The organism is Streptomyces sp. L7, assembly GCF_050990935.1.
GTDB lineage: Bacteria > Actinomycetota > Actinomycetes > Actinomycetales > Microbacteriaceae > Leifsonia.
In genome coordinates, this window is sequence record NZ_CP194644.1 from 1711568 (window position 1) to 1736984 (window position 25417).

Sequence of the window (25417 nt, forward strand, 5' to 3'; positions counted from 1 at the left end):
CCCTCCGTCCGTCGAAACATTCCGTATCTGGCATCTTCTCATAGAGCGCGACGGCTCACCACCGCGCCGGAGCCGTAACACTGCGCCGTGCGCGCCTCGGCTCCGGGAGAATGGGCGACATGGAGTGGCAGACCTCGGCGGACACGGCACCCTCGAGCTTCATCACGGAGGCTCAGGCGCGGTCGCTGCTCGGCAAGCCCGCGGCGAGCGGGGCCTGGAAGGAGTCCGACCCCGCCGGCGGCCGTTCGTTCGCCGGGATCGGCGCGTTCGCGTTCGAGAGCGGCGAGAGCCTCCCGTTCGTGCGGGTCGCCTACGAGACCTGGGGCGAGCTGTCGGAGGCCCGCGACAACGCGGTCCTCGTGCTGCACGCCCTCACCGGCGACAGCCACGCCGTCGGCGCCAACGGGCCCGGGCACCCCACCGCCGGCTGGTGGCAGGGCATCATCGGTCCAGGCAAGGCGATCGACACCGACCGCTGGTTCGTCGTCGTCCCGAACATGCTGGGCGGTTGCCAGGGCACCACCGGGCCGGCCTCGATCGCGCCGGACGGCGCCGAGTGGGGGCCGCGGTTCCCCTTCACGACCATCCGCGACCAGGTGAACGCGCAGGCCGCGTTCTCCGATGCGATCGGCGTGGACCGCTGGGCCGCCGTCGTCGGCGGCTCGATGGGCGGCATGCAGGCGCTGGAGTGGGCCGTGACGTTCCCGGAACGCGTCGAGCGGCTCGCCGTCATCGCCGCGCCCCCGTTCTCCACCGCCGACCAGATCGCGCTCAACTCGGTGCAGATCGAGGCGGTGCGCACCGACCCGCTGTTCCACGGCGGGTACTACTACGACGAGAAGGACGGCGAGGGGCCGCACCGCGGTCTGGCGCTCGCCCGGCGGATGGCCCTGCTGAACTACCGCAGCCCGTCCGAGCTGAACGAACGGTTCGAGCGCGCCTGGCAGAGCGGGATCAGCCCGCTCGGCGGCGGCGGCCGGTTCGCGGTCGAGTCGTACCTCGACTTCCACGGCAACAAGTTCACCCGCCGTTTCGACGCCAACAGCTACCTGACCCTGGTCGAGGCGATGAATTCGCACGATGTGGGCCGCGGTCGCGGCGGACTCGCGGCCGCGCTCTCACGCGTGACGGCGCGCACCCTCGTGGTCGGGATAGACAGCGACCGGCTCTTCCCCCTGGAGGGTCAGGAGCTCATCGCCTCCCACCTCCCTGAGACGATCGACGGTAGGCTGCCGGTGGTGATCCGCTCCGACTTCGGTCACGACGGATTCCTGATCGAGGACGACGCCGTCAGCGAGCAGCTCAGGAGGCTGTTCGCGGCGTAGAGGGGAACGGAGGGGCATGTCGCGCATCCAGAAGGAGCGTGATCGGCTGCTCGCCACCACCGCCCGCACCGTCGGCCTCACCGCCACGGCGACGACGCTGCTCACCCTGAGCGTCCCCGGCACGATACCGCTTCCGCTCTACTTCGCGTCGCTCGTCCTGCTGGCCTGCATGGGCGTCGCCCAGTTCCAGTTCGTCGCATTGGGCCGCCTCACGGTCTGGATGTGCGTGACCGTGGTCGCCGGGCTCGGCCTCATGCTCCTGCACCTGCTCCCCCAGACCTCGCTCGGTCCGTCGGCGGTCACCACCATCGGCGTCGTCGGCGCGGTGGGCATCGCCAGCGTGGCGGTGATCGGGCCGACGTCCCGCACGCGCACGGTGCTGGCCGTCGTGGCGGGAGCGGCGACCATCGGTGCGGCAGTGCTCACGCTGCTCGCCACCGGGTCACGGCTGCTGGAGATCCTGATCTTCATCGCCGCGGGCTGGGTCGCCCTGACCGCGACCGGCGTCTGGCTGTCCCGCACCGTGCCGCGCGCACTCAAGCGCATCTCGACCATGAGCCGCGCCTACCGCGTCGAGCGCCAGGCCAGCGAGACGGAGGCGCGCCGCCGCCAGGGCGCGCGCCTGCTGCACGACACGGTGCTCGCCACTCTCACCCTGCTCGCCCACTCCGGCGTCGGTGTCGGCGTCGGCGCGCTGCGCGAGCAGGCCGCTGAGGACGCGGCGCTGCTCCGCCAGCTCCGGCTCGGCTTCACCCCCGACCCGACGCGCTCCGGCGACTACCGGCTGAAGCCCGTCGAGGAGTCCACCCTCGGCAACACGCTGGAGTCGGTCAAGCAGCGCTTCCGCCGGATGGGGCTGGAGGTCAACTGGCACGGCCAGGGGCAGGTTCTGCTTCCGAGCGACGTGCTCGACTCGTTCCTGCTGGCGCTCGGCGAGTGCCTGGAGAACGTGCGCAGGCACTCCGGCGTCAACGAGGCCCACGTGACCATCACCGACGACGAGACCACCGTGCGCGCGATGGTCACCGACGCGGGCAAGGGCTTCGACGTCGCGAGCATCGAGGAGGGCCGGCTGGGCTTCACCGAGTCGATCGTCGCCCGGCTGCGCGATGTCGGCGGCAACGCCCGACTGTTCTCGTCGCCGGGCAGCGGGACCACCGTGGTGCTGGAGGTGCCGAAGTGACCAGGAACGATCGCACCATCCCGATCTCCCGCGGGATCCTGGGCGGCCGCGTGCCCGGCGCGTCGAAGCCCGGCACGTCCGGCACCGCCACGCTGGGAGCCGCGTCGCTCCCGCGCGGCCGCCAGGAGCGCGACGCCCTCGGGCGGGCCCGGCTCGATCTCGGCTTCAACGTCGCCTCCATCGCGCTGATCGCGTTCCTGTTCGCGATCATGGTCATCACCGCGCCGTACTATCCGGCCCTGCCGCTCAGCATCGCCGCGTGGGCCGTGCTGTTCGCCACCCTGGTGACCGCTCTCGTCCTCCGCTTCCGCCTGCCCGACCTGCTTCCGGACTGGCTGTTCGGCGTCGCGCTCGTGCTGTGGGCGGCGGTCGTCGTGCTCGACATCCTCGGCACGACGTCCCCTGCGCACTGGCTCCCGCTCACCGCGGCGGCTTCGGTCGGGCCCGCCCTGCTGCTGTGCGTGCCGGTGCGGCCGGCCCGCGACATCCTGGCCGCGACGGCGGTGCTCGGGGTGACCCTCGCGGTCGTCCTGCTGCTGCGGTCGTTCGGCGACATCCAGATGCTCGGGCCCGGCATCGCGACCGTGGCGATCGCGGTCGCCCCTCCGCTCGTCGGCGTCGAGATCATCCGCTCGCTCAGCACCCTGGTCCAACTGGAGCTGGACCTCGTGCAGGTGCAGAGCACGGTCTCCTCCCCGGCTACGCGGTCGGGATGATGGCCTCGGAGGAGCTCGCCCGGCTCGACCTGGCTGCCGAGCGGCTGCTCGACGGCGTCGCGACCGGCCGCACCGCCCTCCCGCTCGACGAGACGACCGCGGACCAGGCGGCCTCGATCGCCACCGAGCTGCGCCTGCACCTGATCCAGGGCCGTAAGGAGACCTGGCTGTACCACGCCGTCACGGAGTCCGCGCTGCTCGGCCCGACGGTGACGCTCACCGACCCGGACGGTCTCGCGGCCGGCCTCACCCGCGACCAGCGCGACGGCCTCCTCACCGCGGTGTGGCTGATCATCAGCGACCCGGTGCGCTCCGGCGCCGGACAGGCCCGCAGTCTCACCCTGGACATCGTGCGCGCCGCCGGGCCGCAGGTCGCCGCCGGGTCGGCCGTGGCGACCGGTGCCACAATGGGGATCGTGATCACGACCACCGGTGTGCCGCGAAACGGGGTAGACCCCGCGGCGTGGCAAGCTATCCGTAAGGTGGGACGTCACGCCGAGTCGTTCAGCGATTCGGCTCTCCGCATCGAGATCACCACCGTGAGCGACACGACGGCCGAGCTGACCTGACCCAGCCGGCCAACCAGGAAGACCGGTCCACCGGTAGAAAGGGCTGCTCATGAGCGAGACTCCCCCATCAGGATCGCCATCGTCGACGATCACAAGATGCTCCTCGGCGCACTCACCGAGTGGATCCGCGGGGCGGCGGACGACATCCGCATGGTAGCGGCCGTCGCCAGCTGGCCCGAGCTGCTGACGCACCCCGAGTTCCCGGTGGACGTCGTGCTGCTCGACCTCGACCTCAAGGACAACATCCCGATCTCGCTGAAGCTGTCGACGCTGAAGACGACGGGCGTGCGCACCGTGCTGATGAGCACGTACTCCGAGCCGGCCGTCGTGCGCGAGGCGCTGGCCGCCGGCGCCCTCGGCTACCTCGTGAAGAGCGAGGACGCCGAGATGATCGTGGAGGCCATCCGCGCCGCCAGCAAGGGAGAGTCCTTCATCTCCGCCGAGCTGGACCTCGCGCTCAACGCGGGCGAGCTGGGCGGGGCGCCCAAGCTGAGCGCGCAGGAGCGTCGTGTGATGGCGCTGTACGGCGCGGGCGAGCCGGTGAAGGCCGTGGCCTTCCAGCTCGGCATCTCGGACGAGACCGCCAAGAGCTACCTCAAGCGCATCCGCGAGAAGTACCGCGTGGCCGGCTACGACGTCGGTACGAAGGTCGCGCTGCGTAAGCGCGCCATCCAAGACGGCATCCTCCTGCAGAACGACTGACCTTCAACCCCCGCCCAGAGGGGCCGCAACACGCCGTTTGGCCCGTTAGGAAACGGCATGTTGCGACCCCTCTGGCGTGTTCAGCGCCTGGTAACGCGACTGAAACGTCACAGTCGAAACGATTCGATAGACTGTCACGGTGAACCCGGTTATCGACGGGCCGACGACGTTGTCGTCGGCCCGTACTCGTCTTGCGCTCCTCGCGCTCGCCCTCGGCGGCTTCGGCATCGGCTCGACCGAATTCGTCGCGATGGGCCTGCTGCCGAACATCGCCCACGACCTTCTGCCCCGGCTGTACGCGGCCTCCCCCACCGCCGCGAACGCGCAGGCCGGCTGGATCATCTCGGCGTACGCGCTGGGCGTCGTCGTCGGGGCGCCGACCATCGCCGCGGTCGCCGCGCGCTGGCCGCGCAAGAAGCTGCTTCTCTGGCTGCTCGTCGCCTTCACCGTCGGCACGATCCTGTCGGCGCTGGCCCCGACCTTCCCCCTCGTGCTGGTGGCGCGGTTCCTCTCAGCGCTGCCGCACGGCGCCTACTTCGGCATCGCCTCCCTCGTCGCCGCGAAGCTGATGGGACCGGGCAAGCGCGGCCAGGGCGTCGCGTTCGTGCTCTCCGGCCTCACCATCGCGAACGTCGTCGGCGTCCCGTTCATCACCTGGATCGGGCAGCAGCACGGCTGGCGCATCGCCTACCTGGTCGTCGCCGCGATCTTCGCCCTCACCTTCGTCGCCGTCGCGCTCCTCGTGCCGTGGCAGGCGGGCGACCCGCGAGCCACGCTGCGCAACGAGCTGAAGGCGTTCACGCGCCTCCAGGTCTGGCTGGCGCTGCTCATCGGCGCGATCGGGTTCGGCGGCTTCTTCGCCGTCTACACGTACGTCGCGCCGATGGTCACGACGGTCACCGGGTTGCCCGCGTCGGCGGTCCCGCTGGTCCTGATCCTGATCGGCGTCGGGATGACCGTCGGCAACCTCCTCGGCGGCCGGATGGCCGACCGCAGCGTGGAGCGCGGGATGCTCTCGTTCTTCGCCATCATGCTTGCCGGCCTGGCGGCGCTGTTCTTCAGCGCGCAGCTCCTCGCCGGCCTCCTGATCTCGGTCTTCGTGATCGCCGCGGCCGCCTCCGCGCTGTCGCCGATGATCCAGACCCGCCTGATGGACGTCGCCCACGACAGCCAGTCGATCGCGGCGGCGCTGAACCACTCGGCGCTCAACATCGCGAACGCCTCCGGCGCCTTCCTCGGCGGCCTGACCATCGCGGCCGGATTCGGCTACCTGTCGCCGATCCTCGTCGGCGCTGTCCTCGCCGTGGCGGGCATCGTCCTCGCGCTCGTGTCGTTCGGCATCGACCACTCGCGCATGCGCCGCGGGGTCGACACCGGCGTGGTCCACGCCCAGCGTCCCGACCCCGTCCCGATCGACTGACGCCACACCGCCGAAGGGCACATCAATGCCCTTGAAACCGCGTCCGAGGGGCGTCTACGTGCCCCTCGGCGGCCTGCGCGTGAGGGTCAGCGCGCGCCGGGCTCGAAGAACTCGGCGACGTCGACATCCTCGTCGGCACGCTCCGGCCGGCGGAAGCCCGAGCGGACGGCGCCGACGAAGGCGACGACCACGGCGCCCGTGAGGGTGCCCGCGACGAGCACGAGCACCGGCAGGTAGATCGGCCACCCGTAGAGCAGCACGAAGTAGCCGATCGTGAGGAGCGGGTTCGGGTCCACCTAGTCGCCCTCCGTCGCCGCCTCGCTTCGTCGCAGCGCGGCCTCCAGCCGCTCCACCTTGCCCTCCAGCTCACCGGTGCGGCCGGGCCGGATGTCGGCCTTCAGCACCAGCGAGACGCGCGGGCCGTACGCGGCGACGGCCTCCGTCGCGCGGCGGATCACGTCGAAGACCTCATCCCACTCGCCCTCGATCTCCGTGAACATCGAGTTCGTGCGGTTCGGCAGTCCCGACTCGCGCACGATCCGGACGGCTGCAGCGACAGCGTCGTGCACCGAGCCCTCCGGTCCTTCCGCTCCGCTCGGAGCAACCGAGAATGCGACCAGCATGAGCCCTCCTTCTGTCGTGCACCGGGATGGTACGTCCGGCGTACGAGCCAGTCTAGAAGGCTGGCGTCACGGCGCTTCGCTCACCGGCACCGGGTGCGCGTCGGGCGCGGCGCGGAACGGCCACGCGTGCGCCGGCAACAGGTCGCCCGCCGCCTCGTCGCGGTGTCGCTTCCGCCAGAGCGCCCCGATGGTCCAGCCGAGGACCACGAAGTACATCAGGTTGCGCGCCGTGAGCACCGCGACCATCGCGGGCAACGGCACCAGCAGTCCGTCGTACAGGTACGGGTAGATGACCTGGGTCAGCCCCGCGGTGATCAGCACCAGGATCGCCGGCGTCTTGAACCCGCGGCCCTGGTACACCAGCCCGATCACGACCGGGGCGGCGAGCCAGGTGATGTACTGCGGCGACCCGACCTTGTTGAACGCGATGAAGGCCGTGACGAGCGCCAGCGACAGCTCCGGCAGAATGCGGGTGTACGGCGTCCCGCGCCGCAGCGAGCGGAGGCCGATGAGCGCGACGACCAGCACGGTGATCGCGAGCAGCGGGTTCATCAGCGACCCGGCCTCCGCCGTCCCCTGGCCCGTCACCTGGAAGGTCAGCAGGTCTCGGTCGTAGTACACGACGGCGTCGGGGACGTGGAATGCGGCCTGCCACATCCAGAAGGTGGCGACCGGCGCCTCGATCTGGATGCCGCGGTCGGTCTGCGTCGTGATGAAGCTCAGCACGTGCATCCCGCCGCCGAAGATCAGCGGCACGGCGACGATGATGAGACTGGTCACGGCACCCGTGGCGACGATCCGCCAGCGCGACTTCATCGCGATGACGGCGGCGACGATGATCGCGGCCGGCCACACCTTGATCCAGGTGGCGATCGTGAGCACGACGACGGCGGCACGCTCGTGGAAGGTCAGCCACAGGAGGCCGATGATGGCGAGCGCGGCGGAGACGGCGTCCAGGCGGCCGATGGCGATCGGACCGAGGAGCAGCAGGAAGCCCAGCCACCACCAGGCGGCGACGAGTCGGCGAGGCTCGCGTCCGACGATGAGCACGGCGAAGGCCGCCGCGTTCAGCAGCATGACCATGGTCAGCCAGCCGCCGACGTAGTTGTCCTCTCCGAGCAGCAGCGGGAGCATGATCGGAACGATCGCGCCGAACGGGTACACCCAGTCCGCGTTGAGTCCCACGATCTCGGTGCCCTGCGCGGCGAGCTGCGCCCAGGGCTTGTAGACCCACATCACGTCGCCGAGGCCGGTGTGCTGCAGGAGCGCGAGGCCGCCGATGACGAGGTGGACGACGAGGAAGCCGATCCACAGGCTCAGCGGGCTGGCCGCGATCCGGCGCAGAGTCGCCGCCGATCCCCCGTGCGGCGCAGCAAGCGGTACCGGAGCGGCGTCCATCCCCGCGGCGTCAATCCCCATAGGCGTCATCCTATGGGACCCGCATCTTCGGGCACCGCCCCGGAAGGGCCGCCAGTGTGCGAGGTCGCTCAGCTTCGTGCGAGCAGGCTCCTGAGCACCACCGGCACGGCCTCCGCGACGTCGAGCGCGGCCACCGGACCGCCTTGCGATGCGGCCTCGCCTGCGCGGCCGTGCAGCCACGCGGCGGTCGCAGCGAGAGCCGCGAGAGCCTCGTGCCCTCGCTCCCGGATCGCCTCCGCGTGCGTCGCGACGAGGGCGCCGAGGACGCCGCCGAGCACGTCGCCGCTGCCGGCCGTCGCGAGCCACGCGGGCCCGGCCGTCACGGTGACGCGCGAGCCGTCGGGGGTGGCGACGTGCGTGGTGTGGCCCTTCAGGAGCACCGTCGCGCCGAGGGCGGAGGCGGCGCGCTCGGCCCAGCCTCCCGGGTCGCGGCGGATCTCCTCCGGCTCGGGCGTCGGGCCGCCGTCGTCGGCCGCTGCGGCGAGCGCCTTCGACAGCTCGCGGTAGTGCGGCGTGATCACGACCGGTCCACGCGCTCGCATCACCAGGTCGAGCGCGCCGGCGTCGATCACCAGCGGGGTCCCGTCGTCGAGCGCGTCGCGCAGCCGGCGGAGGTCGTCGTCGTCGCGGTCGTCGGCGTCCATTCCGGAGCCGAGGAGCCAGGCCTGCACACGTCCGGGCGCCGACACGATCTCGGGCCGGCGCCGCAGTACCTCGTGGGCGGCGCGCTCGGCGCCGAGGTATCGGATCATCCCGACGCCGGTGCGGGCGGCCGCCTCGGCGCCGAGCACGGCGGCGCCGGGATAGCGGGCGGAGCCGGTGACCATCCCCAGCACCCCGCGCGAGTACTTGTCGTCCGATTCGGTCGGCACCGCGATCCAGCCGCGGGCGAACTCGCCGCTCCAGGCCGTCCCCACCGCCAGCTCGGACGGGACCGTCATCTCCTCCATCGAACCTCCCGGGCCCACGATAGGTTGAACCCCCGCCCACGATAGGTTGAAGCGGTGAGCATCTCCATCCCCGGTTCGGTGGTCGTCTTCGACTACGGCGAGGTCATCTCGGTCACCCCGAGCGAAGCGGACCGCACCGCGCTCGTGGGGCTCGCCGGCGGCGACGCCGAGCAGTTCTGGCCGGCGTACTGGCGGCACCGGAACGCACTCGATCAGGGCACGCTGTCGATCCAGCAGTACTGGCGCGGTATCGAGCGGGAGCTCGGCGAGAACTGGGAGGACGCCACGATCCACCGGCTGTGGCTCGCCGACTTCCGGAGCTGGCTCACCATCGACCACGACACCCTCCAGGTGCTGCTCGACCTCAAGGCCGGCGGCACCCGCCTGGCGCTGCTGTCGAACGCCGGCCGCGACTTCGGCTCCTACTTCCGGCACGGGACGCTCGGCGACCTGTTCGAGCAGGTCTTCGTCAGCGGCGAGCTGGGCACGGTCAAGCCGAGCGCCGCGATCTTCGAGCACGTCATGGCCGAGCTCGGCGTCACGCCCGCGCAGACCATCTTCATCGACAACAAGCCCGAGAACGTGGAAGGGGCCCGCACGCTCGGGATCGCCGGCCACGTCTACACGTCCGCAGAGGACCTCCGGGCATATCTCCAGACTCTGGCGGCTTAGTAACGAGTATGACTTCGCTCTTCGATCCGCTGACCCTGCGCGGCGTGACGGTCCGCAACCGGATCTGGACCTCCCCCATGTGCCAGTACTCCGTGCTCGACCACTCGGGTGTTCCGCAGACCTGGCAGCTCGTCCACCTCGGCTCCCTCGCGACGGGAGGCAGCGGGATCGTCTTCACCGAGGCGACCGCCGTCGACGCGGAGGGCCGCATCTCGCCGCGCGACACCGGCATCTGGTCGGACGAGCAGGCCGAGGCCTGGCGGCCGATCGTGGAGTTCGTCGCGTCTCAGGGCGCCGTCCCCGCCATCCAGCTCGCGCACGCCGGCCGCAAGGCGTCGAGCTGGCCGGCGTGGGGCTTCGAGGACCGGCACGGCTCGGTCCCGGCGGACGAAGGCGGCTGGACCGCCGTCGCGCCGTCGCCGATCGCGTTCGGCGACTACGACGTGCCGCAGGAGCTCGACCTCGACGGCATCGACCGGATCGTCGCCGACTTCCGCGCCGCGGCCCGCCGCGCCGCGGACGTGGGCTTCCGCATTCTGGAACTGCACGCCGCGCACGGCTACCTGCTGCACGAGTTCCTCTCCCCCGTCGCCAACCACCGCACCGACGACTACGGCGGCTCGCTCGAGAACCGTGCCCGGCTGCTGCTGCGCATCGTCGCGGCGGTGCGCGAGGAGATCGGCGACGACCTGCCGCTGTTCGTGCGGTTCTCCGGCAGCGACTGGACGCCGGGCGGCTGGGACGAGCAGCAGACCGCGATCGTCGCGGGCTGGGCGCAGGAGGCCGGGGCCGATTTCTTCGACATCTCCTCCGGCGGCATCCAGACCGGGGTCCGGATCCCCACCCAGCCGGGCTACCAGGTGCCGTTCGCGGAGCACGTCCGCAGCTCGGCCGAGGTGGACGTGAGCGCCGTGGGCCTGATCACCACGCCGCAGCAGGCGGCCGACATCGTGGAGGGCGGCAGCGCCGACGCGGTCATGCTGGCGCGCGAACTCCTGCGCGACCCGCACTTCCCGCTGCGGGCCGCTCACGAGCTCGGCGTCAGGATCGACTACTGGCCGCCGCAGTACCTGCGGGCGGCGTGGCGCGACTGACCCGCTACATCGGCGTGATGGGCTGCGTCAGGCAGAGATAGTTGCCCTCGCTGTCCTGGAACCAGGCCGACTTGCCCGAGTCGTCCGTCGCGACCCCGTTCTCGGTCTTCAGACCGGGGAAGTCGTAGTCCGCGAACTGCACTCCCCTGCCGCGCAGGTGCTCCATCTCGGCCGCGATGTCGTCCACCAGCCAGCACATGGCGGTGTTCTGCGCGGTTCCGGCGTTGGACGTCTCGTAGATGTAGATCCAGGAGTCCCCACCAGTGCGGTAGCGGACCCCCTGCTCGCTGGTGTCCTCCGGTTCGAGTTCGAGCTTGTCGCGGAACCACGCGGTGGCGCGCGCCAGGTCCGAAGCAGGAAGGACGGAGTACGTCTTGCTCGACGATAACATGAGAATTCCTCTCCTCTTCATTCCGGGCGGCATGCTACTCCGGCAGTGGGGCTTTGGCCCCTGAACAGAAGGGTCTAGAGCAGAACAGAAAGGTCTACAGCCGTCGCGTCGCGTCCTGCACTTCGCCGACGAGCTCCTCGATGATGTCCTCCAGGAACACCACGCCGGCCGTCGTGCCCTCGCCGTCGACTGCGCGCGCCAGGTGGCTGCCGGTGCGGCGCATGCTGGCGAGCGCGTCCTCCAGGTCGGAGTCGATGAACACCGTGACCAGGCGGCGGATCCGCTTGGCGGGCACCGGGAGCTCGAAACCGGTCTCCTCGAGGTCGAGCACGTCCTTCAGGTGCAGGTAGCCGGTCGGCTCGCCGTCGCCGTCCGGCACGACGTAGCGCGAGAAACCGTACTTGGCGACCGCCTTCTCCACGTCCGCGGGCGTCGGAGCAGGCGGCAGCGAGACCAGCGTCTCCGGCTTGACCATCGCGTCGCGCACCTTCTTCTCCGTGAACTCGAACGCCGCCGTCAGCGCTCCGATCCGGTCGGTCAGCAGGCCCTCGCGCGTGGACTGGCTCACGATCGTGGCCACCTCGTCGAGGGTGAAAGTGCTGGCCGCCTCGTCCTTCGGCTCCACCCGGAACAGGCGGAGCACCGCGTTCGCGCTCGCGTTCAGCGCCACGATGATCGGGCGGACCGCCCGGCCGATCCCGACCAGCGGAGGCGCGAGCAGCAGGGCGGCGCGGTCGGGCATCGAGAACGAGATGTTCTTCGGAACCATCTCGCCGAAGACCACGTGCAGGAACGACACCACGACCAGCGCGACGATGAACGCGACCGTGCCGATCACGTCCTCCGACCAGCCCGTCGCGTGGAGCGGGACCTCCAGCAGGTGGTGGATGGCCGGCTCCGAGACGTTCAGGATCAGCAGCGAGCACACCGTGATGCCGAGCTGCGTCGTCGCGAGCATGAGCGTCGCATGCTCCATCGCGTACAGCGCGGTCTTGGCGCTGCGCTTGCCGCGCTCGGCGAGCGGCTCGATCTGCGAGCGGCGCGCGGAGATGACCGCGAACTCGGCGCCGACGAAGAACGCGTTCACGAGAAGGAGCACCACCAGCCAGGCGATGCCGGCCCAGTCGCTCATGCCGCACCTCCCGCCGGGAGCTCGGGATCGGGCGTGTAACGGATCCTGTCGACCCTCCGCCCCTCCAGCCGCTCGACGCGGAGCGTGCCGCCCTCGATCGGGACCTCGTCGCCGACCTTCGGGAGGCGGCCGAGCTCGTTCATGACGAAGCCGGCGACCGTCTCGTACGGCCCCTCCTCCGGCACGGTCACGCCGGCCTGCTCCAGGAGCTCGTCCGGGCGCAGGATGCCCGGGAAGGTGATGGAGTCCCGGCCGCGGACCACGCCGGCCCGCGTGCGGTCGTGCTCGTCGGCGACCTCGCCGACGATCTCCTCGACCAGGTCCTCCAGCGTCGCGATGCCGGAGGTGCCGCCGTACTCGTCTACGACGACGGCCATCTGGTAGCCCTGGCCGCGGAGCTCGCCGAGCAGAGTGTCGAGGGTCATCGTCTCCGGCACACGGAGCGCCTCCGTCTGGAGCGCGGAGACGGGCACGCGCTCGCGGCGCTCGCGCGGAACGGCGACGGCCTGCTTGACGTGGACGAAGCCGACGACGTCGTCCACGTCCTCGTCCACGACCGGGAACCGCGAGTAGCCGGTGCTGCGGGCGAGCCCGATGACGGTCTGCGCCGGGTCGGTGCGCTTGACGGCCTCCACCCGGGGCCGCGGCGTCATGACGTCCGAGGCGGTGCGCGACGAGAACGCGAGCGTGCGGCTGAGCAGCGTCGCGGTGTCGGCCTCCAGCACGCCGGCGCTCGCGGACCGGCGCACCAGGGACGACAGCTCGTCGGCGGTGCGGGCCGCCGACAGCTCCTCCTTCGGCTCGATGCCGAGCATCCGCAGGAACCCGTTGGCCGTGCCGTTGAGCAGGAAGACGAACGGACGGAAGACGGTGGTGAACACGGTTTGGAACGGGATGACCAGCTTGGCCGTCGCGATCGGCAGGGCGAGCGCGAAGTTCTTGGGCACCAGCTCGCCGAGGATCATCGACAGCAGGGTCGCCACGGTGATGGCGACCACCGACGCGATCACCACGACCGCGCCCCCGGGAGGCCCAGGACCGTGAGCGGGTCGCGCAGCAGCGAGCTGATCGCGGGCTCCATCGTGTAACCGGTCAGGAGCGTCGTCAGCGTGATGCCGAGCTGTGCGCTCGAGAGGTGTGTGGACGTGATCTTGAGCGCGGCGATGGTCATGGTCAGCCGCGACTCGCCGCGCTCCCGTCGCGCCTCGAGGTCGGCGCGGTCGAGGTTCACCAGGGCGAACTCGCTGGCGACGAAGAGGCCGGTGCCGACGGTCAGCAGGAGGCCGACCCCCAGCATGATCCACTCAGAGAGCACGGCGACCACCCCGCCCGGGCGGACTCATCGGTTGGAATGGGCTGGCAGAAGGAGGGTCGTCCATTTCCCGAGCAGTATAGCGGCGCGGTCCGCGGAAATGCCGGGCATGGCGGGCCATCCGCGCGATTCCCAGCGGGCGCATCGACTCGCCATAGGGCCCCCGAAGCGAGCGGCGGCATCCTCGCGGCAGAAGCCCCACCGAGAGGAACCGTCCATGAGCACCGCAGCACCCGACCCCGGCCGGCCCTGGCAGCCGGCGCCGCAGTACGGACAGCAGCCGCCGTACGCCCAGCCCGCCCCGAACTACGCACCGCCCGCCGTGCCCGTCCCTCCCGCGAAGCCGGCCGGGCCGAGCTACAACAGCGTCCTGCACCGCTGGCCGAGCTGGGCGCAGAACACGGCGCTCGCGGTCGGCGCGGTCGCCATCCTCGTCGTCATCTTCTTCGCCGGCTACTTCACCGCCCACGCCTTCGACGGCAACGGGCGTACCGGCTTCGGCACGAACCAGAACTTCACCCCGCGCCAGTTCGGCGGCAACGGCGGTAACGGCGGCAACGGCGGCTTCGGCGGCAACGGCGGCTTCGGCGGCCAGTCCGGAAACGGCTCGTAAACCCACCCCCGAGTACGCAGATTATCCGCGTACTCGGCGAATGCTCACCAGCTCACGGGGAGGGCCTTGCCCTCCTCGTAGCCGGCGGCGGACTGGATGCCGACAAGGGCGCGGTCGTGGAACTCGGCGAGGGTGCGTGCGCCCGCGTACGTGAACGAGCTGCGCAGGCCGGTCGTGATCATGTCGAGCAGGTCCTCCACCGAGGGCCGCAGCGGGTCCAGGTAGATGCGCGAGCTGGAGATGCCCTCGGCGAACAGCGTCTTGCGGGCCCGGTCGAACGCGTCGAGACGCTCGAACCGGCCGGTGACCGCCTTGGTGGAGGCCATCCCCCAGCTCTCCTTGTACAGCGCGCCGTGCTCGTCGCTCACGATCGCCCCCGGCGCCTCGATCGTGCCGGCGAACCACGAGCCGATCATCACCGACGCCCCGCCCGCGGCGAGCGCCAGCGCGACGTCGCGCGGGTACCGCACGCCGCCGTCCGCCCAAACGTGCGCGCCGAGTCCGCGCGCGGTCGCGCTGGTCTCCAGCACCGCGGAGAACTGCGGGCGGCCGACCGCGGTCATCATGCGGGTGGTGCACATCGCGCCCGGACCGACGCCGACCTTCAGGATGTCGGCGCCGGCCGCGACCAGATCGCGCACGGCCTGCTCCGTCACCACGTTGCCCGCGACGATCGGAAGCCCGAGCCCGAGCTGCTTGACGGTGTGGATGGCCCGGCGCATGCCGTCCTGGTCGCCGTGCGCGGTGTCGATCACGAGCACGTCGACACCGGCAGCCGCGAGCGCCTTGGCCTTCGACGCGACGTCGCCGTTGATGCCGACCGCCGCCGCCACGCGCAGGCGCCCGTGGGCGTCGAGCGCCGGCGTGTAGATGGTGGAGCGCAGTGCGCTCGTGCGGCTGAGCGTGCCGACCACACGGCCGTGCGAGAGCACCGGCGCGAAGGCGAGGCCCGCGGCGTCCATCACCTCGAACGCCGCCCGGCCGTCGGGGAGGTCGTCGGCGTCGAGCGACGTGAGCGCCCCGTGCAGCAGGTCCCCGATCCGCGCGTCCGCCAGCGCCGAGCCGAGCTGGACGGCCGCGAGGCAGCCGAGGTACGTGCCGGCGTCGTCGCTCACGACCACGCCGTGCCCCTCGACGGCCGGCACGCGCCGCAGCACGTCGGCCACGGTCTCCTCCGGACGCGCCTCGTAGGGGGTGTCGAAGGCCACCGGCTGCGCCTTGACCCACCGGATCGCTTCGTCCAAGTCCTGCAGGTGCATGTCCTGCGGAAGCACGCCGAGGCCGCCGCGGCGGGCGAGCGTGGCGGCCAGCCGCTTGCCCGTCACCGAGTTCATATTGGCGGACACGATCGGGATGGTCGCGCCGGTGCCGTCCTGGGGCGCGAGCGACACGTCGAGGCGGCTCGTCACGTTCGATCGCGAGGGAACCAGGAAGACGTCCGAGTAGGTGAGGTCGTGCCGCGGAGTCGTCGCATAGAACTGCATGGGAATAACGGTAGCCTCCCGGGCCGGACGCCCGCACCGGGCCGCGGATGGGATTAGGCTTGATGCTCGGATGGAACGGGTGGCCCGAGGCCGCCCGATCGTAACGAATCAACGGAGAGAGTGGGCGATCGGCTGTGTCGAGCCAATTGACCGGAGTGGGAACCGACGACGGATCGTCGGGTGAGTTCGGAGCCAACGAATGGCTCGTCGAGGAGCTGTACGAACAGTTCCTCCAGGACAGGAACTCGGTCGACAAGTCCTGGTGGCCTGTCCTGGAGAGCTACAAGCCGACCGTGAAGGAGGGCGAGTCCTCCACTCCGAGCGAGACCCCCGCCCCGACGCCCGCAGAGCCGAGCGTCCCCACCCCCAGCGAGCCGACCGTCCCGACCCCGGCCGAGCCGACGGTCCCGACTCCCCCCGCGCAGCCGCCGGCGCCGGCGCCCGCACCCGGCGCTCCCGAGCAGCCCGCGCCGCCGGCCGAGTCGGCCTCCGAGCCCCGCCCCGTCACGACCCCCATCCCGATCATCGGCGCCCAGCCGGTGGCGCGCACCACCTCAATCGCACCGAAGCCCCAGCCTGTTCCGGCCGACGCCCCGGTCACCGCGCCCAACGCCACGGTGGAGCCGGCCGAGGAGGACAAGGTCACCCCGCTGCGCGGTATGGCGAAGTCGCTGGCCACGAACATGGACGCGTCGCTCACCGTTCCGACGGCGACCAGCGTGCGGACCATCCCCGCCAAGCTGATGATCGACAACCGCATCGTCATCAACAACCACCTCAAGCGCGCCCGTGGCGGCAAGGTGTCGTTCACCCACCTGATCGGCTGGGCGCTCATCCAGGCGCTCAAGCAGTTCCCGAGCCAGAACGTGTTCTACGAGGAGGTCGACGGCAAACCCTCCGTCGTCGCCCCGGCGCACATCAACCTCGGCATCGCGATCGACCTCCCGAAGCCCGACGGCACCCGCGCACTGCTCGTGCCGAGCATCAAGCGCGCCGACACGATGCGCTTCGGCGAGTACCTCGCCGCCTACGAAGACCTCGTCTCGAAGGCCCGGAACAACAAGCTCACGGCGGGCGACTTCGCCGGCACCACCATCTCGCTGACCAACCCGGGCGGCATCGGCACGGTCCACTCCGTGCCGCGCCTGATGAAGGGCCAGGGCGCCATCATCGGCGCCGGCGCGCTCGAGTACCCGGCCGAGTTCCAGGGCTCCAGCGAGAAGACGCTGGCCGGGCTCGCGATCGGCAAGACGATCACGCTGACCAGCACCTACGACCACCGCGTCATCCAGGGCGCCGGCTCCGGCGAGTTCCTCAAGATCGTGCACGAGCTGCTGATCGGCAAGCGCAGCTTCTACGAGGACATCTTCGCCGAGCTGCGCATCCCCTACATGCCGATCCACTGGAACCCGGACATCTCGGTCGACCTGGCGAGCGCCGTCGACAAGACCGCCCGCGTCCAGGAGCTGATCAACTCCTACCGGGTGCGCGGCCACCTCATGGCCGACATCGACCCGCTGGAGTACGTCCAGCGCAGCCACCCGGACCTCGAGATCGAGAACCACGGCCTCACCTTCTGGGACCTCGACCGCGAATTCGTCACCGGCGCGTTCGGCGGCGACAAGCGCAAGATGAAGCTGCGCGACATCCTCGGCGTGCTGCGCGACTCGTACTGCCGCACCGTCGGCGTCGAGTACATGCACATCCAGGACCCGGCCCAGCGCAAATGGATCCAGGACAAGCTGGAGCGCCCCTACGAGAAGCCGACCCACGACGAGCAGCTCCGCATCATGGGCAAGCTCAACGAGGCGGAGGCGTTCGAGACCTTCCTGCAGACCAAGTACGTCGGCCAGAAGCGCTTCAGCCTGGAGGGCGGCGAGTCCACCATCGCGCTGCTCGACACCATCCTGCAGAGCGCGGCGGAGGCCAGGCTCGACGAGGCCGCGATCGGCATGGCCCACCGCGGCCGCCTGAACGTGCTCACCAACATCGCGGGCAAGACCTACGGTCAGATCTTCCGCGAGTTCGAAGGCACCCAGGACCCGCGCACGGTCCAGGGCTCCGGCGACGTCAAGTACCACCTCGGCACCGAGGGCACTTTCAAGGGCGCCGACGACGCCGAGATCCCGGTCTACCTCGCGGCGAACCCCTCGCACCTGGAGGCCGTCGACGGCGTCCTGGAGGGCATCGTCCGCGCCAAGCAGGACCGCCGCCCGGCCGGCACCTTCCTCACCCTGCCGATCCTCGTCCACGGCGACGCGGCGATGGCCGGCCAGGGCATCGTGGTCGAGCAGATGCAGATGTCGCAGCTCCGGGCCTACCGCACCGGCGGCACCATCCACGTCAACATCAACAACCAGGTCGGCTTCACCACCCCGCCCGGCGAGGGCCGCACGTCGGTCTACTCGACGGACGTGGCGAAGACGATCCAGGCGCCGATCTTCCACGTGAACGGCGACGATCCGGAGGCCGTGGTGCGCGTCGCGCAGCTCGCCTTCGAATACCGCCAGGAGTTCAAGCGCGACGTCGTCGTCGACCTCATCGTGTACCGGCGCCGCGGCCACAACGAGGGCGACGACCCCTCGATGACGCAGCCGCTGATGTACAACCTCATCGAGGCCAAGCGTTCCGTGCGCCGCCTCTACACCGAGGCCCTCGTCGGCCGCGGCGACATCACCCAGGAGGAGTACGAAGCTGCGCACGCGGACTTCCAGGACCGTCTCGAGCGCGCCTTCATGGAGACGCACGCCGCCCAGACCAACTCCGTGCCGATCATCACGCAGGGCGAGGCCACGGCAGACATCGAGCACCCGATCGCCCAGCAGGACGAGAACGACAACGTCGGCGAGCCGGACACCACGGCCGTCAGCGCGCAGGTCATCCAGCTCATCGGCGACGCGTTCAACAACCCGCCCGCGGGCTTCACTGTGCACCCGAAGCTGCAGCAGCTCCTCAACAAGCGCAGCGACATGAGCCGCAACGGCAGCATCGACTGGGGCTTCGGCGAGCTGCTGGCGCTCGGCAGCGTGCTGCTGGAGGGCACCCCGGTGCGCCTCGTCGGCCAGGACTCGCGCCGCGGCACGTTCGTGCAGCGCCACGCCGTGCTGCACGACCGGCTGAACGGCCAGGAGTGGCTGCCGCTGGCGAACCTCAGCGACAACCAGGCGAAGTTCTGGATCTACGACTCGCTGCTGAGCGAGTACGCCGCGATGGGCTTCGAGTACGGCTACTCGGTCGAGCGGGCGGACGCCCTGGTGCTGTGGGAGGCGCAGTTCGGCGACTTCGCCAACGGCGCCCAGATCATCATCGACGAGTTCATCTCCTCGGCCGAGCAGAAGTGGGGCCAGCGCTCGTCGCTGGTGCTGCTGCTCCCGCACGGCTACGAGGGCCAGGGGCCGGACCACTCCAGTGCGCGCATCGAGCGCTATCTGCAGCTCTGCGCCGAGAACAACATGACCGTCGCGCGCCCGTCGACCCCGGCGTCGTACTTCCACCTGCTGCGCCGCCAGGCCTACGCCCGGCCGCGCCGCCCGCTGGTGGTGTTCACGCCGAAGGCGATGCTGCGCCTCCGCGGTGCGTCGAGCAACGTGGCCGACTTCACGAACGGCAAGTTCGAGCCGGTCATCGACGACGCGCGGATCACCGACAAGGCGGCCGTCAAGCGCGTGCTGTTCATGGCCGGCAAGCTCTACCACGATCTCGCGAGCGAACTGGAGAAGAACCCGAACCCGGAGATCGCCCTGGTGCGCCTGGAACAGTACTACCCGCTCCCCGGCGCCGAGCTGAAGGCGGCGGCGGACTCCTACCCCAACGCCGAGCTGGTCTGGGTGCAGGACGAGCCGGAGAACCAGGGCGCCTGGCCGTTCATCATCCTGGAGACCTCCAAGCTGGGCCCGCGCCCGATCGGCGTCATCTCGCGACCGGCGTCGGCGTCGCCCGCCGCCGGCTCGGCGAAGCGCCACGCGCAGGAGCAGTCGCTGCTGATCCAGCGCGCGCTGACGCTCTAGTCCTCGCGTTGACAACGCCAGGAGCCGCGGTCCGATTCGGGTCGCGGCTCCTGGCGTTGTCTGCTCTTCGGGGGGCCGCTAGGTCGGACAAGGTGGTGGGCCGCCGCCCGATGCGGGCGGCGGCCCGGGTCGCCGTCAGCAGCGCTGTGCTCTTAGCAACAATCCGGCAGGCAGGACCCGTCCGGCAGCGGCTGGCATTCGGTCGTGTCGCAGCATCCCATGGTCGTTCTCCCTTCTTCATCGACGTTTGTCGATGAATCCAGCATGGCCACATACATTGACGTTTGTCAATATATGCGCGATGATCGACACATGGCGATCACCGAGCTCCTCCCCTGCGCGACCTCCAGGCCTGCTGCGCGCCCATCACCGCAGAGGTGATCAGCGAGGAGAACGCCGTCTCGGTCGCCCGCGCGATGAAGGCGCTTACCGACCCGGCCCGTCTCCGGCTCCTCTCGATGGTCGCCGCGCACGCGGACGGCGAGGCGTGCGTCTGCGACCTCACCGAGCCGCTCGACCTCTCCCAGCCGACGGTCTCCCACCACCTGAAGATCCTGGTTGACGCAGGTTTCCTCAGCCGCAGCAAGCGCGGCACCTGGGCGTACTACCGCATCGTGCCCGGCTCGCTCGATATCGTGTCGTCGTTCCTGAGGTCGGTCTGACGCGGCGTCAGCCGTCCTCCCCCACCCGCGCGTGGAAGCCGCGGATCGCCTCCGCCGCGGCCTCCGGGTACTCGAACCCGGCGAAGTGGCCGCCCGCCGGCGCCTCCACGAACTCCACCAGGCGCAGCGCCGCCCGCTCGGCCAGCGAGCGCGGGAAGCCCGACATGGCCGGTTCCCGCGCCAGGTAGACACCGACCGGCACCGCGAGCGGCGGACGCGGCGGGTTCTGCTCGTAGTCGTAGTACTGCTGGAACGACGTCCCGATGCTGTCGGTGGTCCAGTACAGCGTCGCGATCGTGTAGAGGATGCCGGAGTCGACCACACGTTGCCAGGCATCGCCCTCCCGGTCGTCGATCCAGTCGTGCCACTTGTCGGCGATCCAGGCGAGTAACCCGGCCGGGGAGTCGTTCAGCGCCGCTGCGATGGTGTCGGGGCGGGTGAGCATGATCTCGCTGTAGCCGCCGTCCAGCCGGTCGTATTCGTCCAGCGCGGCCAGGTAGCGGGCCTCGTCGTCGTCCGCCGCGTCCCCTTCCGGGAACGGCCCGCTCAGGAGCTGGATGCCGGCCACGCTGTCCGGGTGGTCGACCCCGAGCCAGGTGGAGGCCCCGCCGCCGATGTCGCCGCCGAACGTCGCGTAGCGCTCGAATCCGAGCGCCTCCGTCATCAGCCCGTGCAGCGCGTCCGCGATCGCGCGGCGGGTCAGCGGAGGCTCCAGCGCCTCCGAGAACACGAACCCGGGTAGCGACGGGACGATCACGTCGAACGAGTCCGAGAGCAGGCTCGCGAGCGGGAGATACTCCACGAAGGCGCTGGGCCAGCCGTGCAGCAGCAGCAGCGGCGTGTGCGGGCCGGCTCCCGTGCCGCGCACGCGGGCGAAGTGCAGGCGGTGGCCGGCCACCTCGGCGACGTGCTGCTCCACCGCGTTCAGCCGTTCTTCCTCCGCACGCCAGTCGAAGGCGAGCCAACCGTCCACGAGCGCGCGCAGCTCCTCCCCGCCGGGACCGCCCTGCCAGCCGGGACGCGGCGAGCGCAGGTAGCGGGTGCGCGCGAGGCGGTCTCGCAGGTCGGCGAGGATGTCGTCGGACACGTGGATGCGGAAGTCGTCGATGGCCATGCCGCCACCGTAGCCGCAGGGCCCGACAGCCATAGCCGCAGGGCCCGACAGCCGTAACCGCCGGGCCGCGTGCTCCGCTACTCCCGCGCCAGCATCGCCGCGGCCTGCCGCTCCAGGTCGACATACGGCTCGCCGCTGACGTCCACGACCACCCGGTGCAGCGTGCCGCCGGTGAACCGGAACGGCCGCACGCCGGGGTAGTCGTCGGTCACCGGCTCGCCGCTGTCGTACCCGACGCAGAGTCCCTCTCCGGCGAGCGAGAAGTAGCCCGGCTGGGTCTTGATGCGGCCTTCCCCGACCTTGTGCTGGCCGTGGTAGAGGCTGAGGACACCGGTGGCGAGACCGGGCGCCTCCTCGCCGTCCTTCTCGAACGCCGCCGACAGGATGATGTCCTCGCCCGTCGGGAGGTCCTCGGTCGCATCGACCCGCTGCTCCAGGCTGCCGACGAAGTTGTAGACGTAGTGCAGCCGGCCGTCCTTGACGTACAGGGCGTGGCCGCCGAACCGGGCGCCGTGCGCGAAGATCACGCCCTCCGCCCCACGGTCCGGCAGGTCGACGAGCGCCCCGATCGCGTAGGAGCGGTTGCGGATGTTGACTGCCTCGGTCTCGGGCACCTCCGCGCCGCCCACCCGGTAGACGTAGCGGTTGCGCGGGCTCGTGAGCCGGGGCCGCGGAGTCAGGAGGATCTCGAGCGCCGAGCGGTCGTCCAGCGGGAATGCCTGATTGGCGCCGGCCTCCGCGAACCACAGGTTGACCAGCTCGCGCACCTTGTCCGGATGCTCGGCCGCCAGGTCGTGCACCTCCGACCGGTCGACGTCCGTGTGGTACAGCTCCCAGGTGTCATCGTTGAACCGGCTCCAGCCGCTCAGCACGGGGTGGTTCGACACCGCCTTCCAGCCGTTGTGCCAGATGGACCGCGACCCCAGCATGGCGTAGAACTGCGTCGGGCGCGTGGTCGGCTCGTCCGCGTCCGCGACCGCCGAGCGCATGCTCACCCCGTCCATCCGGGACTGCACGTGGCCGCCGATCTGCTCGGGCGCCTCCACCTCCAGCAGGTCCAGGACGGTCGGCACGATGTCGACGGCGTGATGGTACTGGTGCCGCAGCTCGCCGCCGTGCCCGAGCTTCTTCGGCCAGGAGACGATGCACGGGTCGGCCGTCCCGCCGTTGTAGTCGTAGCGCTTCCACATCTTGAACGGGGTGTTGAAGGCCATCGCCCAGCCGTTCGGGTAGTGGTTGTAGGTCTTCGGGCCGCCGAGCTCGTCGAGCATCGCGAGGTTCTCCTCCAGGCTGTCCGGGATGCCGTTGAAGAACTTGTTCTCGTTCACCGAGCCGTCCGGGCCGCCCTCGCCGCTCGCGCCGTTGTCCGACACCAGCATGATCAGTGTGTTGTCGAGGGTGTCCGACTCCTCCAGGTAGTCGAGCAGCCGCCCGATCTGGTCGTCGGTGTGCGCGAGGAAGCCGGCGTAGACCTCCGCCATCCGCGAGTAGAGCCGCTTCTCGTCGTCGCCGAGGGAGTCCCACGGCTTCGTCACGTCCAGCGGCGGGAACGGCTGGCCGTCCGGTCCGCTGCGGGTCTCCGGCGTGCCGATCGGGTTGACGGGCGGCAGCTCCGTCCCCTCGGGCACCAGCCCGAGCGCGATCTGGCGCTGCAGGATCTCCTCCCGGATCGCCTCGTAGCCGCCGTCGAAGCGCCCGGCGAACCTCTCGATCCACTCCTTCGGAGCGTGGTGGGGTGCGTGCGCGGCTCCTGGCGCGTAGTAGAGGAAGAACGGCTTGTCGGGCGCCAGCGCCTTCGCATCGCCGATGAACTCGATGGCCTTGTCGGTGAGGTCGACGGTGAGGTGGTAGCCGTCGTCCGGCGACGCCGGCTGGTCGACAGGGTGGTTGTCGTAGACGAGGTCCGGATACCACTGGTTGGTCTCGGCGCCGAGGAAGCCGTAGAAACGCTCGAACCCGCGGCCGGTCGGCCAGTTGCGACGGGTGGAGGCCAGGTTCATCTCATCGGACGGGCACAGGTGCCACTTGCCCACGATGTAGGTGTTCCAGCCCCGCTCCCCGAGGATCTGCGAGAGCATCCCGTTCTCCTGCGGGATGGTGCCGCTCGCGTTCGGGAAGCCGGTCGCGGCCTCCGTGATGCACGCCATCGAGTTGCGGGTGTGGTTGCGCCCGGTGAGCAGGGCGGAGCGCGTCGGCGAGCACAGCGCCGTCGTGTGCCACTGCGTGAAGCGCACGCCCGAGTCGGCCAGCCGGTCGATGTTCGGGGTGTCGATCGGGCCGCCGTAGCAGCTCATCGCCGAGAACCCGACGTCGTCCAGCACGATGAGGACGACGTTCGGCGCGCCCTCCGGAGCCGTGGGCGGCTCGAACGGCGCCCAGTCGGGCTCCGAGTCGCGGATGTCCAGGTCGATGCGGCCTCGGAACGGTGCGGGCATTTCGTCCCCCTCAGTCTCCGGCCGGCCGACGCCGCATGACGCCGGGGACGCCGGACGGCCGCACCCTAACCCGGCCCGTTCGGCTGCGGCAACCCCGATTGCACCGACCGGTCCGGCCGCAGTAACATCCGCCCGCACGCACTGATCGGAAGCGAGGGGACCCCGGGAGCCGACATGACCGGAACGACCGCTGCGGCCTCGCAGGCCACGATCCGCCGCATCATCGCACCGCTTGCGCTGGCGCAGTTCATCTGCAGCTTCGCCGGCTCGAACATGAACGTGATGATCAACGACATGTCGCGCGACCTCGGCACGACGGTCCAGGGCATCCAGGTCAGCATCACGCTGTTCCTGCTCACGATGGCGGCGCTGATGATCCCGATGGGCAAACTGACCGACAACCTCGGCCGCAAGCGCAGCTTCGTCATCGGCCTGATCGTCTACGGGGTGGGCGCGCTCGTCACGGCGGCCGCGCCGGGGCTGTGGGCGGTCATCCTGGGCAACTCGCTGCTGGAGGGCGTCGGCACGGCGATGCTCATCCCGCCGGTCTACATCCTCACGACGATCTGCCTGCCGGACATCCCGACCCGCGCGGTCGCGTTCGGGATCATCAGCGGGATGGGCGGCGTCGGCGCCGCGGCCGGCCCGCTCATCGGCGGGCTCATCACGACCGCGATCAGCTGGCGCGCCGCGTTCCTGTTCCAGGCCCTCGTGATCGTGGTCATCCTGCTGCTCAGCCGCTCGCTGACCGACCCGCTGCCCGCAGACCCGAAGCGGCCGTTCGACACCGTGGGCGCGATCCTTTCGGCGCTCGGCCTGTTCGTGCTGGTGATGGGGATCCTTGCCGCCGACACGAGCGTGCCGCTGATGATCGCGCTCGTGATCGCCGGGGTCGCGATCCTGATCGGGTTCCTCCTCTGGGTGCGCCGGCGCGAGCGGACCGGGAGGGCGCCGCTGCTGTCCACGAGCCTCTTCCGGGTGCGCGTGTCGAACCTCGCGCTGATCACCCAGAACCTGCAGTGGGTCATCCTGATGGGGACCTCGTTCACCGTGTCCGCGTACCTGCAGGTGGTGCGCGGCTACAACGCGATCCAGACCGGGGTGATCTTCACCGCGGCGACGATCGGACTGCTGCTGACCTCCCTGCTGGCGGGGAGGCTGGCGCGTCGGTTCTCGCAGCGCGGGCTGATCGTCACCGGCTTCGTGCTGTGCGTGCCCGGAGTGGTGCTGCTGATCTGGCTGGTCGCCGGGACCACGGGAGGCTGGCCGTTCGTGCCCGGACTGTTCCTCATCGGCGCCGGCCTCGGCCTCATGCTGACCCCGTCGGTGAATGTGGTGCAGTCGGCGTTCCCGGAGCGGGTGCAGGGCGAGATCTCCGGCCTCTCGCGCAGCGTGTCCAACCTCGGCTCCACCTTCGGCACCGCCATCGCCGGCACGATCCTGGTGGCGAACCTCCAGCGCGGAGGCGAGGCGTACGGCATCGCGATGGCCGTGGTGGCGGTGCTCGGGGCGACGGGGCTGATCGCGGCGCTGCTGCTGCCGCGCACGGCGGCGGCTCCGGCGGGGGCGCCGACGGCGGGGAGGACCGGGTGAG

23 protein-coding genes are annotated in these 25417 nt (G+C 70.5%); 12 read left to right on the forward strand and 11 right to left on the reverse strand.

All coding sequences use genetic code 11. The annotated features are described in order from the left end of the window. Nucleotides 1-119: 119 nt before the first annotated feature. The 6 genes from metX (at nucleotide 120) to ACR5MH_RS08755 (ending at nucleotide 5915) form a co-directional block, all read left to right on the forward strand. Nucleotides 120-1325: a homoserine O-acetyltransferase MetX gene (metX, locus tag ACR5MH_RS08730; RefSeq protein ID WP_431346877.1), complete on the forward strand. Its 1206-nt coding sequence runs from the start codon at nucleotides 120-122 to the stop codon at nucleotides 1323-1325. Between the two features lie 16 nt (nucleotides 1326-1341). Then, on the forward strand, nucleotides 1342-2508 hold the full coding sequence (locus tag ACR5MH_RS08735) for a sensor histidine kinase (protein ID WP_431346878.1): 1167 nt from the start codon (nucleotides 1342-1344) through the stop codon (nucleotides 2506-2508). Continuing rightward, nucleotides 2505-3224 carry a hypothetical protein gene (locus ACR5MH_RS08740; protein ID WP_431346879.1) on the forward strand — a complete coding sequence of 240 codons (720 nt, stop codon included), beginning with the start codon at nucleotides 2505-2507 and terminating at the stop codon, nucleotides 3222-3224. Before ACR5MH_RS08735 ends, ACR5MH_RS08740 begins: the two co-directional genes overlap by 4 nt. Beyond that, nucleotides 3221-3793, forward strand: a complete 573-nt coding sequence (locus tag ACR5MH_RS08745) for a hypothetical protein (RefSeq protein WP_431346880.1) — start codon at nucleotides 3221-3223, stop codon at nucleotides 3791-3793. Before ACR5MH_RS08740 ends, ACR5MH_RS08745 begins: the two co-directional genes overlap by 4 nt. A 78-nt stretch (nucleotides 3794-3871) precedes the next feature. Continuing rightward, nucleotides 3872-4495 carry a response regulator gene (locus ACR5MH_RS08750; protein ID WP_433862626.1) on the forward strand — a complete coding sequence of 208 codons (624 nt, stop codon included), beginning with the start codon at nucleotides 3872-3874 and terminating at the stop codon, nucleotides 4493-4495. A gap of 139 nt (nucleotides 4496-4634) precedes the next feature. Further along, nucleotides 4635-5915, forward strand: coding sequence for an MFS transporter (locus ACR5MH_RS08755; protein WP_431346881.1), 1281 nt, complete (start codon nucleotides 4635-4637; stop codon nucleotides 5913-5915). A gap of 86 nt (nucleotides 5916-6001) precedes the next feature. Here the strand turns inward: ACR5MH_RS08755 and ACR5MH_RS08760 are convergent, their stop codons facing one another. The 4 genes from ACR5MH_RS08760 to ACR5MH_RS08775 all read right to left on the reverse strand — a co-directional run bounded on the left by ACR5MH_RS08760 (nucleotide 6002) and on the right by ACR5MH_RS08775 (nucleotide 8898). Further along, entirely contained in the window at nucleotides 6002-6211 is a 210-nt protein-coding gene (locus ACR5MH_RS08760) for a hypothetical protein (RefSeq protein WP_431346882.1), read from the reverse strand. Beyond that, nucleotides 6212-6538: a thiamine-binding protein gene (locus ACR5MH_RS08765; RefSeq protein ID WP_431346883.1), complete on the reverse strand. Its 327-nt coding sequence runs from the start codon at nucleotides 6536-6538 to the stop codon at nucleotides 6212-6214. A gap of 66 nt (nucleotides 6539-6604) precedes the next feature. Next, the gene (locus ACR5MH_RS08770; RefSeq protein ID WP_431346884.1) at nucleotides 6605-7957 is read right to left on the reverse strand and encodes a glycosyltransferase 87 family protein; all 1353 of its coding nucleotides are present in this window, start codon (nucleotides 7955-7957) and stop codon (nucleotides 6605-6607) included. 68 nt (nucleotides 7958-8025) lie between these two features. Beyond that, entirely contained in the window at nucleotides 8026-8898 is an 873-nt protein-coding gene (locus ACR5MH_RS08775; protein ID WP_431346885.1) for an ADP-dependent NAD(P)H-hydrate dehydratase, read from the reverse strand. Between the two features lie 63 nt (nucleotides 8899-8961). Between ACR5MH_RS08775 and ACR5MH_RS08780 the strand changes: the two genes are divergently transcribed. Together ACR5MH_RS08780 and ACR5MH_RS08785 are read left to right on the forward strand one after the other, a co-directional pair. Next, a complete protein-coding gene (locus ACR5MH_RS08780) occupies nucleotides 8962-9579 on the forward strand; it encodes an HAD family hydrolase (protein ID WP_431346886.1) in 618 nt (205 codons plus the stop codon). 8 nt (nucleotides 9580-9587) lie between these two features. Continuing rightward, nucleotides 9588-10673, forward strand: coding sequence for an NADH:flavin oxidoreductase/NADH oxidase (locus ACR5MH_RS08785; protein WP_433862504.1), 1086 nt, complete (start codon nucleotides 9588-9590; stop codon nucleotides 10671-10673). A 4-nt stretch (nucleotides 10674-10677) separates the two neighbouring features. Here ACR5MH_RS08785 and ACR5MH_RS08790 read toward each other — a convergent pair whose 3' ends face one another. The 4 genes from ACR5MH_RS08790 to ACR5MH_RS08805 form a co-directional block, all read right to left on the reverse strand. Next, nucleotides 10678-11064, reverse strand: coding sequence for a VOC family protein (locus ACR5MH_RS08790; protein WP_431346887.1), 387 nt, complete (start codon nucleotides 11062-11064; stop codon nucleotides 10678-10680). Between the two features lie 94 nt (nucleotides 11065-11158). Next, nucleotides 11159-12196, reverse strand: a complete 1038-nt coding sequence (locus tag ACR5MH_RS08795) for a hemolysin family protein (RefSeq protein WP_431346888.1) — start codon at nucleotides 12194-12196, stop codon at nucleotides 11159-11161. Next, nucleotides 12193-13209, reverse strand: a complete 1017-nt coding sequence (locus ACR5MH_RS08800; RefSeq protein WP_433862505.1) for a hemolysin family protein — start codon at nucleotides 13207-13209, stop codon at nucleotides 12193-12195. The genes ACR5MH_RS08795 and ACR5MH_RS08800 overlap by 4 nt, the downstream gene beginning before the upstream one ends. Next, nucleotides 13203-13511 carry a CNNM domain-containing protein gene (locus tag ACR5MH_RS08805; protein WP_433862506.1) on the reverse strand — a complete coding sequence of 103 codons (309 nt, stop codon included), beginning with the start codon at nucleotides 13509-13511 and terminating at the stop codon, nucleotides 13203-13205. The genes ACR5MH_RS08800 and ACR5MH_RS08805 overlap by 7 nt, the downstream gene beginning before the upstream one ends. A gap of 214 nt (nucleotides 13512-13725) precedes the next feature. Here ACR5MH_RS08805 and ACR5MH_RS08810 point away from each other — a divergent pair, with 214 nt between their 5' ends. After that, nucleotides 13726-14121, forward strand: coding sequence for a hypothetical protein (locus tag ACR5MH_RS08810; RefSeq protein WP_431346889.1), 396 nt, complete (start codon nucleotides 13726-13728; stop codon nucleotides 14119-14121). A 44-nt stretch (nucleotides 14122-14165) separates the two neighbouring features. On the opposite strand, the gene ACR5MH_RS08815 is transcribed toward ACR5MH_RS08810, so the two are convergent. Further along, nucleotides 14166-15605: a GuaB1 family IMP dehydrogenase-related protein gene (locus ACR5MH_RS08815; RefSeq protein ID WP_431346890.1), complete on the reverse strand. Its 1440-nt coding sequence runs from the start codon at nucleotides 15603-15605 to the stop codon at nucleotides 14166-14168. 155 nt (nucleotides 15606-15760) lie between these two features. Between ACR5MH_RS08815 and ACR5MH_RS08820 the strand changes: the two genes are divergently transcribed. Continuing rightward, complete coding sequence (locus tag ACR5MH_RS08820; RefSeq protein ID WP_433862507.1) at nucleotides 15761-19612, forward strand: multifunctional oxoglutarate decarboxylase/oxoglutarate dehydrogenase thiamine pyrophosphate-binding subunit/dihydrolipoyllysine-residue succinyltransferase subunit; 3852 nt, start codon at nucleotides 15761-15763, stop codon at nucleotides 19610-19612. A gap of 377 nt (nucleotides 19613-19989) precedes the next feature. Beyond that, entirely contained in the window at nucleotides 19990-20274 is a 285-nt protein-coding gene (locus ACR5MH_RS08825; RefSeq protein ID WP_431346891.1) for an ArsR/SmtB family transcription factor, read from the forward strand. A gap of 7 nt (nucleotides 20275-20281) precedes the next feature. Here ACR5MH_RS08825 and ACR5MH_RS08830 read toward each other — a convergent pair whose 3' ends face one another. Together ACR5MH_RS08830 and ACR5MH_RS08835 are read right to left on the reverse strand one after the other, a co-directional pair. Continuing rightward, entirely contained in the window at nucleotides 20282-21388 is a 1107-nt protein-coding gene (locus ACR5MH_RS08830; RefSeq protein WP_431346892.1) for an epoxide hydrolase family protein, read from the reverse strand. Between the two features lie 77 nt (nucleotides 21389-21465). Then, nucleotides 21466-23823 (reverse strand): sulfatase-like hydrolase/transferase, encoded by a 2358-nt coding sequence (locus ACR5MH_RS08835; protein ID WP_431346893.1) that lies wholly within the window; start codon nucleotides 23821-23823, stop codon nucleotides 21466-21468. Between the two features lie 174 nt (nucleotides 23824-23997). Here ACR5MH_RS08835 and ACR5MH_RS08840 point away from each other — a divergent pair, with 174 nt between their 5' ends. After that, the gene (locus ACR5MH_RS08840; RefSeq protein ID WP_433862508.1) at nucleotides 23998-25416 is read left to right on the forward strand and encodes an MFS transporter; all 1419 of its coding nucleotides are present in this window, start codon (nucleotides 23998-24000) and stop codon (nucleotides 25414-25416) included. Nucleotide 25417 lies beyond the last annotated feature (1 nt).